Origin of the sequence: Legionella donaldsonii (genome assembly GCF_900452385.1) — a bacterium.
GTDB classification, from domain to species: Bacteria; Pseudomonadota; Gammaproteobacteria; order Legionellales; family Legionellaceae; genus Tatlockia; species Tatlockia donaldsonii.
Window position 1 is genome coordinate 339524 of the sequence record NZ_UGOA01000001.1, and the last position, 12977, is coordinate 352500.

Sequence of the window (12977 nt, forward strand, 5' to 3'; positions counted from 1 at the left end):
AGGCAAGCGTTCTTATAGGCAGCTTGTTGCGTTTCTAGAGCGGCTTTATAGCGTTAATTTTAACGGACGATAAAGAAACAAATGCCAATAAAAGCAAGGAATCCCCAAAAGGGTGATAAAGGGAAATAGACTAGTGCTGCAAAAAACAACATGGAGATAACTACTATAGGCCAGGAGAAATAGATGCCGACAACCCCTTGGGCAACGGAAAAAGAAGCGGCAGCGAGTAAGGCCAATGCACCATATTGCACCGCAATCATAATTTTACGCGTTATGGGGCTATTATGACTACTTAGGACTTGGTAGCCAACGATAGCCATAATTAGGCCAGGTAAATTTAAACAGGCAACAGCCAGGATTAAACCAGTCATTCCTGCTGCTTTATAACCGATTAAAGCCGATAATTTAACTGCAGTTAAACCAGGAAAAAGAAAACTTGAGCCAACCATGGCAACAAATTCTTCCGGGCTAATCCATTGACGGTAATTGACCGCTTCGTACTCCAGTAATTTCAGCATGGAGTTGCCGCCACCCAGGGAAATAAAGCCAATCTTGCCAAAACTGTAAATGATAGACAGCAGATCTTTTATCATGACGCTAAAATTTGTTGTAGGAAATTGACATAGTCGCAAGAAATCTGACCTTTCAGCAAGTGGTTTGCTATCGTTGTGACCAATAATTGTGAATGCCCTTCAATACAGGCACTGAAAAAAATTCTTTCATTTAATTCCAGACGCGCTAATTCGAGCTTGATGGTCGGAACAGTGCTAAATTTGTACACTAAAGCTTCTTTTATTACCTCAATTTCCTGACTCTGAGTTTGCAGTTTGTTTAGTAAGTCAGCAGCAAGAAGATTATCGCTGCCTGGTATTAGTGCATCAGTAGGGTATTCGTTGAGATTAATTTTCTTGCTATATCCGCAGAAGGTTGTTTTCTCTAAGAGGGGTTTGTAAAGTGGTTCAGAGCGCCGTCTCTTAATGTTGTAATTGCAATTGGGTAAGAGTAAATAACAATCTTCTCGATGCTTGACCTGATAATTGGATAAAAGAAGAAAGCGCTCATCCAAGCCATTTAAAGTAATAATCGTATCATCTGGCCAGAAAAAACGTGCTTCCCAACGAAGTTCATCTCTTCCTGCCAGAGGAAGCTTGTCTAAAGCGAGTAAGTTATCGTTACTAATTTCAAAATTCCAAACCAAACGTTTGCTCATAGCTCTCAATAAAAAATAATGATCTAGCGCAAGACGATACGGCAGCAAAACAAGATAAGCAAGTTATGTGTGTGCAATAGAAGAGGGCAATTAAACCAGGCAGAGCTTCGTCAAACCAGTTGAAAATTAAAAAATAAATTGCTTTTACCCTGGCTTTTTCTCTTGTGTGGGATGACTCGCAAAATGATTCAAGACAGGTATATACTAGGATTTACTCAATTAGTCCGTGGGATTACTCACCATTAAGGTAAAGGAAGGGATTGATATGGCTACACTTCTGTTTGTTATTTATTTGATATTCACCTTGGTGGTGCTCTATCACGGCATGAAGGCTTTAACCTGGGAAATAGGTAGTGCAGTTTATTTGATACTTACCACCTTTGTATTTTCTATGCCTTGGTTCGCTGGTTTGTTAGTCTGGTTGGCAATAATCGTTGCTGTCACAATCATCCATGTCGAACATGTCCGTTTTGCTATCAGTGATTTTCTTTTTGATCGGGTAGGCAAATCAATTCCCAAGCTTACTAAAACAGAAGAGGAAGCTTTAAATGCTGGTGATACCTGGTTGGAGCAAGATATTTTTACGGGTTCACCTAATTGGGACAGGTTAGCCAATATTTCTTCAACACTGAGTGAAGAAGAACAATCTTTTCTTGATAATGAAACACAAACTCTATGCGGCATGATTGATGAATGGAAGGTAAGTCAGGCCGGTGATTTACCGGAGAATGTTTGGAAGTATATTAAAGAAAAAGGTTTTTTAGGGTTAGTAATTCCCAAGGAGTATGGAGGCAAGGGTTTTTCTGCACGGGCTCATTCTGATATCGTTATGAAAATTGCCAGTCGTTCAGGGGTTGCTGCAGTGACGGTCATGGTACCTAACTCCTTGGGACCAGGCGAATTACTTAATTATTACGGTACTACAGAGCAAAAAGAGCAATATTTGCCTAATCTTGCCAAAGGAGTGGATATACCCTGTTTTGCACTTACCGAGCCTGGAGCAGGTAGTGATGCGACCTCCATTCAGTCCGAAGCGGTGGTGGTTAAAAAGAAAATTGATGGCAAAATGATTTTGGGCCTGAAGATTAATTTGAATAAACGCTGGATTACGCTTGCACCTATTGCGACGTTAATAGGTTTGGCAGTGAATTTAAAGGATCCGGATGGTTTGTTGAAAGGTGAGGGGGCAGAAGGGATTACCTGCTTACTGATCCCCAGGAATACCGAAAATCTTGAAATAGGAAATCGCCATTTGCCTGCTGATCAACCCTTTATGAATGGTACTATCCGTGGAGAAAATATTTTTGTACCGATAACAACGATTATTGGCGGCCAAAAAAATGCTGGTCATGGGTGGCAAATGCTCGTTGAGTGTCTATCCATTGGTCGTTCAATTTCTCTGCCTGCATTAGGGGCGGCATCTTCGTCAATCGCTTATTTAACCACGGGTGCTTTTGCCAGAATCCGACGTCAGTTTAATGTCGAAATTGGTCAATTTGAAGGGATAGAGGAAAAGCTGGCTGAAATTGCTGGTTTAAATTACTTAATCAATGCCAATCGCTTAATGACAGTTGCCGCTGTTAATGAACATAAAAAACCTTCTGTTGCTTCGGCCATCACGAAATATTTTAATACAGAACTTGCTCGCATAACGGTAAATAATGCCATGGATGTTCATGCAGGCCGTGCTGTTGTAGTTGGCCCGCGTAATTATTTGACTGGTTATTATCTAGGGGTGCCGGTTTCTATTACTGTAGAGGGTGCGAATATTATGTCGCGTAATTTGTTGATTTTCGGACAAGGGTCAATGGCCTGCCATCCCTTTGTACGCGATGAATTTTATGCTATTTCGAAAGAAGACAAAGCCACTTTCCGTTCTTTAATTTGGCAGCATATTCAGTATTTTATGGGTAATCTTGCCAAAACAATCTGTTCAGCATGGACAGGAGGACTTTTTATTTCTGCCCCGGCAAATAGTTTAAAGCGAGAATACCAGCGACTTGCTCGCTTAAGTCACGCTTATGCCTGGTTGGCCGATTTATCGTTAATTTATTTGGGTGGTGAGTTAAAGCGAAAGGAACGTTTATCGGCAAGATTAGCAGATGGCATGTCTTATCTTTATCTTGCTATGGCAGCATTGCTTTATTTTCAAAAAAATGAAGCGCATGCTGATGAAAAAGTGCATGCTGAGTGGGCTGTTTCCTATTGTTTCTATCATGCGCAAAAAGCCATGATTGGCTTTTGCCAAAACTTCCCTTCCCGGCCACTAGGATTGTTAGTCCGTTTGTTGGCCTTTCCTTTTGGACAAACAATGCGTTATCCAAGTGATAAGCTGGATCATCAATTGGCAAAATTAATGATGCAAAATAACCATTATCGTGAGCAGATGACTAAATCACTCTACCTCAGTGGGGATTCGAAACAGCCCGTCGATAGGATGGAGAATGCTTTACAGCTTATCATCAAACACGAGGAGCTGTTCAAAAAAATTAGTGGTCTCAAACGGTTTAAATTTGACGCTTTGAAAGAAAAACTGATCGACAAAGTCAATAAAGGTGAACTATCTCAGGAAGACATGGATGCAATTGTTGCTGTAGAGCGGGCGCGCTGGGATGCTATTCAAGTCGATGAGTTTTCTTTTGAGTCGATGAAGAATAAACAATTTTCTTCTGTTATTGATGGTTTTCCGAATCCGTTGGATTAATAGACGGTTTTACGGTCTCTTAACGGTTGCAAACGTTGGTTACTGCTCTTTAAAGGCTGTGAATTTGCTATAATCATTAGAATTCCAAGAGGTAAGTCTTCGAATTCATGAGGATAAATTGCAAGATGGCCTGGGATGACGATTTCGCATCCATTAAGGATTAGATTTTTATTGGTAATGAATTATATGAGAGTGAATTATGGCTAGATCGAAAGTAACGCGTAAAGGTAAACACGAGTTATTGCCACCTGCTAAGGCTTTTGGGCAAATCATCGAAGTGGCTACTACTACTGAGGCAATTGATTATGCTTGTGAACAGGCAAAAGCTAAATTTACGCAAACTGGGGTAATTAACAAAGGACCCGCTCAGACAATGTTGAAAAAGATGGATAATGCTCGCCAGAATGTCCATTATCTGCGCGGACCGAATGGTCAGCCTTGGAACGGTGAGATTAGTGCTAGCAATCCTTATGAAAATATGCAGCAGAATCTGGCGAAACAAGAAGCAGACCTTATGAATGACAAAATTCAGGATAAGGGTGTTGTAATGGATTATGCGTTCAGTCAAAAAGGCGACTATAGACGAGGCATTACTATAGATGGGGTTGAAATGGATGCCGAGAACGATGAAGATCGTGAAAAAATTGAAGTCGTTGATAATTTATTTAATACCTGGCTTGCGAGCAATCACTATCGTAGTGATGATAGTGTCATCTATAAAAGCAATGAGAGTGGTGATTTTATTGTAGACAAGAAAGGCAATAAGGTTAGAGCTAGTGGTGATGAGCTTAGCGATCTTATGAAAGGGGATAACGGATTTGAAAGCTATATGCAGGATCAAGGGATTGACGTGACTACACGGCAACAGTCCTTCCCGGGAGAAGAGCCTGCCGCTGCGGTGAGCAAAAAGCAACAGCAAGCCACTCAGCCCACCTCTGTACAAGAAGTGGACATCGAAGAGGTTCCCGATTATGAGGGGGTTCGAACTCCAAAGAGTTAAGTACGAGAAATGGTATTGGCGAATTTGAGTCGTTCAGAGGAGCCAATATCAATCCATAAACCCTGGTAGAGCTCTCCGCTGGCCAGGTTCTTGCCAGCCAAATCGCGAAGTAAAGGAACAACGGAGTATCTGCCTGTTTTGCATTGTTCAAAAACTTCTGGACGATAACAAGTTATTCCCGCAAAAGTATATAATCTTTCGTTAGTTAGCTGTTGTTGATTATCCAAACCAAAATCACCCTGATTATGCTGTGGATTAGGAACCAGAACCAGATGAACCATAGTTTCTTCCGTCAGGTGTAATTGCGTGAAGTCATAATCAGTAAAAACATCGGCGTTAACAGTTATAAAAGGTTTTTTGCCTAACAAAGGCAAAGCGGCGTGAATGCCGCCGCCTGTTTCAAGTCCGCCCGGCGGCTCAGGAGAATAGCAGATTTCAACTCCCCATTGGGCACCATTACCAAAATGTTGGCGTATTTGCCCGCCCAGGTAAGCATGATTAATAACGATACGTTCAAACCCCAATTGGGCAAGTCTTTCCACGTGATATTCAATTAATGGTTTGTTGTGTATCTGGCACATGGCTTTGGGTATTGTGTCAGTAAGGGGTTTAAGGCGTACTCCCCTGCCGGCAGCTAAAATCATGGCAGTTTTCATGGTAAACGAATCCTATTTTGCATGAATTGATAAAAAGGATGTAATTCTTCGTAGGTTTCGAGACACGCCATTACATAATGATGGGTTAGCGGTAAGTCCTGCAAATAATTGGCTTTATTATCACGCAAATACAAGCGGGAGAAAACACCGAGCACTTTTAAATGGCGTTGTAGACCACACCAGTCGAAGGCACGTGTAAATGCTGATAAAGACCAACCTGTTGCACTGGGTGCTTGACTATGGAAAGTAGTTAGCCATTTCATGACCTGTTCGCGAGGCCATTGGATGTAGCAATCTTTCAGGAGAGAGACCAGGTCATAAGTAAAGGGGCCACGCATTGCATCCTGAAAATCGATAATTCCCAAAGCATGATCTTCATGTTCAGCAAGCAACATAATATTGCGTGAATGGTAATCGCGGTGAATAAAGCACTGTGGCTGTTCCAAGATTGTGTCGCACAGTTGAGCAAATGTTTCATCTAATAGTTTTTCTTCTGCTGCAGTTAGTTTTATTTTTAAATAAGCATCTAAAAACCATTCCCGAAAGACATTTAACTCATACATGATGAAGGGCCTATCAAAGATAGGCAGTTGTGCCGTTGCTTGAGTTGAACATTGCTGCATTTTGATGAGTGTATTCATAGCCATAGGGTATAATTTGTTAGCCGTTTCTACGTTGAGATGATTGAGTAGCAACGCGTCACCAAAATCATCCAGCAGAGCAAAGCCTTGTTCTTTATCGACGACATGGATCTGTGGGGTACGTACACCAGCAGTGGTTAACAAGCCAGCTACAGTGAGAAAAGGTTGTAACGCTTCTTTATCAGGGGGGGCATCCATAACTACTTGGGTCATCGAATTATGGTGAAGACGGAAATAACGCCTGAAACTGGCATCACCTGCTAGAGGATGTAGGGTAAATTTAGACGGGGCAAGCACTTTTTCAAGCCAGTTGTTAAGTGCGTTTTGTCGATTATGCATGTTATACTCCTCAGCCTTGTTTTTTAGAGCCGGCCATGAAATTCTACAGAATTTACTGAGAGAATTTCACGTAGACTCTTGCTTGCAGGTGTCATGTTTTTTTGCAATTGACAGGATCTATTGGCTTTTCGCTAGCTTGATCCGAAAAACAATGCTTTTCGGCGAAGATAGTAGAAATGTCAATAGATCCTAAATTATCATGCACCTTGTGCATGTGGATCATAAGGTATTTTGGTGACGCTGAACATTAGGCTTGATGCTATACCGCAAGTAATTCATAAAATGATTTGTCATCGCTACGTGTTTGCAGGTTTTATTGCAACCAGCACGCTGGCTATAGGCACGTATCATGTGGCGACTTATGCTTCTGATATTATGATGGAGCCGGTGCAAGCTTGCGTAATCGCGCGTGATGTTGAGTTAAATGCAGTTGGTCGTTCTAGAATTGCTCAATGCCTGGGTTGGCAAGAAAATGCCCCTTTTTCTGTTTGCCGAGGCTCTTATAAACCGCTTACGGTTATACCGCTTGCGGATGATGAAATACGAATCATGGCCAATAATGTGTCTTTTTATAATCAAGGCCGCTCCCAATTGTCTGGCGATGTTGAAGTCCAACAAACTGAACGGATTGTCAATGCGCAAACTGCTTATGTTTACCGCGATTCCAAATCGAATAAAGTAACCAAAATTGAATTATTTGGAGAGGTAAAATATTTAGAGCCAGAGCGTTTAATGATTGCAAGAAAGGCCACTATTAATCCACAAGATAAGTCCGGGCAAGTTGAAGATGTTCTCTATCGGTTTAATTCACAACGTCAAGGCGCCATTTTGCCAGCTTGGGGGCGTGCTAGCCTGATTCAACGATTCGCTAATCAAGATTATCGATTAGAGCAGGCTACTTATAGTAATTGTGCACCGGAGGACAAAGCTTGGCAAATTGAAGCAGAAACGATTACTCTCGATAAAGCCAAGTCAACAGGGGTAGCACGAAATGCTAAATTACGCGTAGGTGGTTGGCCAGTGTTTTATACACCCTATTTTAGTTTTCCTACCTCTAAAGAGCGTAAATCAGGCTTCTTAATGCCAATTATTGGAACGTCGAATGTTGGTGGTTTTGATTACGCCCAACCCTATTATTGGAATATAGCGCCCAATTATGATGCTACTCTTATCCCACACGTTTATTCACGCCGTGGCCTGATGATGGGAGGCCAGTTTAGGTATTTGACCACTCATTCTTATGGGGTATTCAACGGTCGTTTTTTACCTAATGATCGCGCTTTTCGCAATTTTATACTGGATAATGAAGTGCAATACCCACAATTGCGGGGTACTTCAACAGACAGATGGTCTGTACAGTTGAAAGATAGCACGCAATTCAATCCTCATTTGCATATGGGGATTAATTTCCAACAGGTTTCAGATCCCTATTATCTGCAGGATTTTAGTTCGAATCTTGCCATACTCACTGAGCGACAATTATTACGTCAAGGGGATTTGACCTACACCACAGAGAATTGGCTATTTCGTGGCATGCTCCAAAGTTATCAAACCTTGCGTCCAGTCAATCAAACACCTATTGAGGATGTTTACCAGCGGTTACCACAATTAATGGCACGGGGCGTTTATGATGATTTACCTCTTAGAGGTAATTTCTCTTTGTTGGGACAATTTGACTATTTCCAATGGCCAGATAGTCGTTTATTAAAACCAGAAGGACCGCGTTATCACTTAAATCCGGTTTTATCTTTTCCTCAAATGAAGCCCTGGGGATTTATTACGCCTTCCGTGGAGCTGGTAGAAAATTACTATGATGTGAAACAAAACCGTACTTTTTTTGACAGGGATGCCTTTCCATTAAACAATAGCCCTTATTTCTTAAATACGAATGCTTATGGTAGTAATTATTATCCTTATGGATTGAATTATTACAGCTCTTATGCATTGAATAGCAATGGTACGCCTTTAAGCAGACAATTTAATCGTACAATACCTCGCTATAGTGTTGATGGTGGGTTGTATTTTGAACGCCCTGTCAATGTTATGGGGAAAATGTTTACCCAGACTTTAGAACCCCGTCTTTACTATCTTCATGTCCCTTTTCATGATCAAACGCCTATTCCTGTGTATGATTCTGGATATATGATATTTAATACGGATCAACTTTTTCGTACTAACCGTTTTTCAGGGTTTGATCGTATCGGCGATGCTAACCAATTGAGTTATGCCGTTAGTTCACGCTGGCTCTCAGATCAAACAGGCGGAGAAAAAGCGACAGTTTCCATTGGTCAAATTCGTTATTTTGCTAATCGGCGGGTACAGCTCTGTCAGAATAACATGGGAACTTGTGTCGATAACCCTTTAACGTTGGGTTATCTGTCGCCTCTTGCGAAATCATCCCCTATAGCAAGCCGTGCAGTCTATCGTTTTCATCCAGCTTGGGTGTTAACTGGTGATTATGTTTGGGATCCCTATACAAGTGCAACCAATAATGGCCATCTCAATTTTCATTACCAACCAGCAAAAAATCAAATTGTTAGTGTCGGATATACCTACTTGGTTAATGGGGATATTACGCAAGTAGCTAATAGCCAAGTGCAGGATAATTCTTTGCACCAGGCAACCTTCGCCTATGCCTGGCCTTTAAATGAAAGATGGAGCACGTTAGGGGCTTATAATTATAATTTAAGTAAACGGTATGCAATGATGACTTTTTTGGGGCTACAATATGATAGTTGTTGTTGGGCAGTAAGGTTGCTGGGAGGACGCACCTTCCAGAATTTAAATACCCAATTACAGCCAAGATACAATAATAATGTCTATTTACAGATTTTATTGAAGGGGCTAGGCTCTGTTGGAAATAGCGACCCAGCTAGTACAATACACACTTATATTCCAGGTTATACGGATAGTTTTCATAGTTAGAGGTTGATTTTGTTTTAAATTAATTAAAGTTGCTTGTATTTTGATTAAGAATGGCCTAAATTGCCGGAAAAAAGATAGAGGATAATCGCATGCTAAAGCGGATTGCATTTTTGTTGTTACTCTTACCAGCCATGGTTATTGCAGGGCAGCCTTTGGATAAAGTAGTCGCTGTTGTTAATGATGGTGTTATTACAGAGAGTGAACTGAATTCTCAGGTCGAAATTTTACGACAGCAATTGGAGGCTAAACAAATGCAACTGCCTTCAGATACTGTCTTACGTAAACAAGTATTACAACATCTAATCGATGTTGATTTGGAGCTGCAAGTAGCGAAGCAAAATGACATTACAGTGGATAACGCCGATTTAAATGAAGCGCTCAATAAAATTGCAACGAATAACCATTTAACCCTGACTCAGCTGCGAGAAGAAGTAAGCAAGCAAGGGTTAAGTTGGCAAAACTATCGGGAAAATATCCGTAAAGAAATGCTGATTAGCCGGTTGCAACAAAAAGCAGTGGGTAAAGACGTAGTCGCTGTGACAGCTCAACAGGTAGAAGAGTACATGAAAACGGCGCAACAGGATGATAAAACGAAACAGACTTATCATCTGCAAAATATTGTGATTCCTGTACCGGAAGAGCCCACAACAGAGCAATTAAACAAAGCCCACCAAAAAGCGAAAGATTTGCTTGTTAAACTAAAACATGGGGATGATTTCAATCGGATGGCGATTGCCGAATCGAGTGGGGAATTTGCTTTGGAAGGTGGTGATTTGGGTGAACGTCATCTTGCCGAACTTCCCGAGATTTTTGCCAAGCAGGTAGTGAACATGAAGGTGGGTGAAATTGCTGGACCAATACGTACAGGAAACGGGTATCAGTTGATCCAATTAACAGCTATTGGTGGCAATGATGAACACCATGAGGTTACTAAAACGCATGTGCGTCATATTTTGTTAAAGCAGGATGCCAGTATGACCTCAACTGAAGCGAGTAAACAGGCCAATAATTTGTATCAACAGCTAAAGGCAGGTAAAGATTTTGCGCTGATGGCCAAGCAATATTCACTTGATGCTGCCAGCGCTGTTAAAGGTGGTGATTTAGGATGGGTGACTGCTGGCGAATTGGTACCAGAGTTTGAGAAAGTTATGGATGCATTGCCGCTGCATAAGGTTAGTAAGCCCGTAAAAACACCTTTTGGTTGGCATTTAATTGAGGTTTTGGAGCGCAAAAAGATTGACGATTCAGCCTCTTTCAAGCGTCAACAAGTCAGGCAATTTTTGCAACAACGGAAATTTACGGAAGCAGTACAAAATTGGCAGCAACATTTGCGTGCAGAAGCCTATATTAATATTTTGGATAAGCAATTAGCATGAAACCCCTACTGGTTAGTAGTGGTGAGCCAGCAGGGGTAGGGCCTGATTTATGTCTTGCTCTTGCTGCTTATGATTTACCTCTAGTTATTTTAGCTGATAAGGATTTGCTTGCTCAGCGGGCAGCAGAATTGAAATTACCAATTAGTTTTTCTAATTATCAACCCGATGTTCCTGTTATCACTAAGCCAAATCACTTGACGGTTTTATCTATCCCTTGCGTTGCCAGGGTTGTTCCTGGGCAATTGAATTCTTTAAATGCAAGCTACGTAATTAATATGTTGAGTTTGGCAACGGAGAAATGCCTGCAAGGTGAATTTGCTGCGCTGGTTACTGCCCCTGTACATAAGGCTATCATTAACCAGGCCGGTATTGCTTTTACTGGCCATACCGAGTTTCTGGCAAAGCACTGTAATGCAGAGACAGTCGTTATGCTATTGGCTTGTGAAGCCATGAAAGTTGCTTTAGTCACTACTCATCTTCCCTTGCGAGATGTGGCTGATGCCGTCACTAAACCCTTAATTACTTCAGTAGTTGAGTGTTTACATACAGCGCTAAAATTTGATTTTGGCCTGAGCAATCCATGTATTTATGTAGCGGGTTTAAATCCCCATGCCGGCGAGGGGGGGTATTTAGGGCGAGAGGAAATTGAGGTTATTACTCCTGCCCTAACCGAATTAAAGGCAAAAGGGATTAATGTCCAGGGGCCTTTCCCTGCAGATACTATGTTTACACCGCGTAATCTGCAGCACTGCGATACCTTTGTTGCTATGTATCATGACCAGGGGTTATCTGTATTAAAATACGCTGGCTTTGGTTCGGCAGTAAATGTGACCCTTGGGTTACCTATTATTCGTACCTCTGTTGATCATGGGACAGCGCTGGATTTGGCAGGTACCGGTTTGGCTGAGACTGGTAGTTTGCTGGCTGCAGTCCGTATGGCAGAATCAATGGCAAGAATAAGAGAAAGCAGAAATGACTATCATTAGTTTAGTTGCTGCAGTCGATGAAAATCGAGGTTTGGGAAAAGATAATCATTTGCTTTGTCATTTGCCAGCAGATCTTAAACATTTTAAAACCCTCACTATGGGGAAGCCGATCATCATGGGACGGAACACTTATGACTCCATCGGAAAACCCTTAGCAGGAAGATTGAATATTATTTTAAGTAGACGAAACCATTCCCTCGAAGGCGTAGAAATAGTCGACTCGCTTACGAAGGCTTTAGCCTTGGTAAAAAATGCGCCTGAGGTGATGATTATTGGAGGGGCCACTGTTTATGAACAAGCCCTCGGCCTGGCTTCACAGGTTTATCTTACAGTGATTCACCATCAATTTGATGCTGACGTTTTCTTTCCTGCGATATCCAAAGCAGATTGGCAGTGTAAGGAAGCTGTTTTTCAGCAGCACGATGAAAAAAATAAGTATGATATGACTTTTTATCGCTACGAGCGAATCTAGGGTTGGAAGCGAGCCCTAACTATTGTCACATTGAATGTGGTTAAAATTGTCGATTCGACAATGTTGGCCACAAGCAATCTCATTAAAGCTATTAATGACACAATTTTCATCACGTCTTTGAGCACAGGCTACTTTTAAGGGTGATTTCACGCAACCATAGCCGCAGCTAATATGTCCAAAGCTATCAGCAACACATTGTTGATCAGGCATTCTTGCACAAGCAACCCGATTAATTGAGCGCAAACAATTGAATCCACAGACTTGTTCGCCGAACGGGCCTTTTATACATTGTTGAGTAGTCTGAGAGTGGCCTTGGTAGCGGCTGGAATATTGGGTTTGGTATGGATTGTTATAAGAGCCATGCTGATGTGTGCGTTGGTGCTCATCGATCAGTATAAGGTAATTATCAGTAATAATTTCATGGCCAGCATAGGAAATATTACAATGATGATAACCGGGCCAGGTTTTGCCCGGTTGCCTGCTTCCCTTAAAAAAAGCCTGGCATAAGAATAGTGGGGCACCATTGCTATCACGGCCAATTCTTAGAGGGGATTCTCTATTATTTCCTTGCCACTGGGTGTGGTTAAACAATTGTCTGGGAGGTATATCAAATTGGTCGATGATATATTCTTTCCCGCCATAGGGGGATTACAACGGCCATAACCCTC

Annotated in this window: 12 protein-coding genes (1 of these 12 cut by a window edge); 6 read left to right on the top strand and 6 right to left on the bottom strand. The window is 41.7% G+C overall.

Annotated elements, in window-relative coordinates:
- Positions 1 to 59 precede the first annotated feature (59 nt).
- The gene (locus DYC89_RS01570) at positions 60 to 593 is read right to left on the bottom strand and encodes a chromate transporter (RefSeq protein WP_115220214.1); all 534 of its coding nucleotides are present in this window, start codon (positions 591 to 593) and stop codon (positions 60 to 62) included.
- Positions 590 to 1210, bottom strand: a complete 621-nt coding sequence (locus DYC89_RS01575; protein ID WP_115220215.1) for a hypothetical protein — start codon at positions 1208 to 1210, stop codon at positions 590 to 592. The genes DYC89_RS01570 and DYC89_RS01575 overlap by 4 nt, the downstream gene beginning before the upstream one ends.
- A 265-nt stretch (positions 1211 to 1475) precedes the next feature.
- Between DYC89_RS01575 and DYC89_RS01580 the strand changes: the two genes are divergently transcribed.
- Positions 1476 to 3914 (top strand): acyl-CoA dehydrogenase, encoded by a 2439-nt coding sequence (locus DYC89_RS01580; RefSeq protein ID WP_115220216.1) that lies wholly within the window; start codon positions 1476 to 1478, stop codon positions 3912 to 3914.
- 199 nt (positions 3915 to 4113) lie between these two features.
- The gene (locus DYC89_RS01585) at positions 4114 to 4914 is read left to right on the top strand and encodes a hypothetical protein (RefSeq protein WP_115220217.1); all 801 of its coding nucleotides are present in this window, start codon (positions 4114 to 4116) and stop codon (positions 4912 to 4914) included.
- On the opposite strand, the gene murU is transcribed toward DYC89_RS01585, so the two are convergent.
- Positions 4911 to 5570, bottom strand: coding sequence for an N-acetylmuramate alpha-1-phosphate uridylyltransferase MurU (murU, locus tag DYC89_RS01590; RefSeq protein WP_115220218.1), 660 nt, complete (start codon positions 5568 to 5570; stop codon positions 4911 to 4913). The genes DYC89_RS01585 and murU overlap by 4 nt on opposite strands.
- Positions 5567 to 6550: an aminoglycoside phosphotransferase family protein gene (locus DYC89_RS01595; RefSeq protein WP_115220219.1), complete on the bottom strand. Its 984-nt coding sequence runs from the start codon at positions 6548 to 6550 to the stop codon at positions 5567 to 5569. The genes murU and DYC89_RS01595 overlap by 4 nt, the downstream gene beginning before the upstream one ends.
- Before the next feature lie 282 nt (positions 6551 to 6832).
- On the opposite strand from DYC89_RS01595, the gene DYC89_RS01600 reads away from it, so the two are divergent.
- From DYC89_RS01600 to DYC89_RS01615, 4 genes are all read left to right on the top strand, one after another.
- The gene (locus DYC89_RS01600) at positions 6833 to 9475 is read left to right on the top strand and encodes an LPS-assembly protein LptD (protein ID WP_425451563.1); all 2643 of its coding nucleotides are present in this window, start codon (positions 6833 to 6835) and stop codon (positions 9473 to 9475) included.
- An 89-nt stretch (positions 9476 to 9564) separates the two neighbouring features.
- Entirely contained in the window at positions 9565 to 10851 is a 1287-nt protein-coding gene (locus DYC89_RS01605) for a peptidylprolyl isomerase (protein WP_115220221.1), read from the top strand.
- Positions 10848 to 11837: a 4-hydroxythreonine-4-phosphate dehydrogenase PdxA gene (gene pdxA, locus DYC89_RS01610; RefSeq protein ID WP_115220222.1), complete on the top strand. Its 990-nt coding sequence runs from the start codon at positions 10848 to 10850 to the stop codon at positions 11835 to 11837. Before DYC89_RS01605 ends, pdxA begins: the two co-directional genes overlap by 4 nt.
- Positions 11824 to 12309, top strand: coding sequence for a dihydrofolate reductase (locus DYC89_RS01615; RefSeq protein WP_115220223.1), 486 nt, complete (start codon positions 11824 to 11826; stop codon positions 12307 to 12309). The genes pdxA and DYC89_RS01615 overlap by 14 nt, the downstream gene beginning before the upstream one ends.
- A gap of 15 nt (positions 12310 to 12324) precedes the next feature.
- On the opposite strand, the gene DYC89_RS01620 is transcribed toward DYC89_RS01615, so the two are convergent.
- Positions 12325 to 12900 (bottom strand): DM9 repeat-containing protein, encoded by a 576-nt coding sequence (locus tag DYC89_RS01620; RefSeq protein ID WP_245953923.1) that lies wholly within the window; start codon positions 12898 to 12900, stop codon positions 12325 to 12327.
- Positions 12852 to 12977, bottom strand: the 3' end of a protein-coding gene (locus tag DYC89_RS16650; RefSeq protein ID WP_245953924.1) for a DM9 repeat-containing protein. It continues 192 nt past the right edge of the window; the window shows 126 of its 318 coding nt (coding positions 193-318); its start codon lies off the right edge, out of view — the gene reads right to left on this strand; the stop codon is at positions 12852 to 12854. The genes DYC89_RS01620 and DYC89_RS16650 overlap by 49 nt, the downstream gene beginning before the upstream one ends.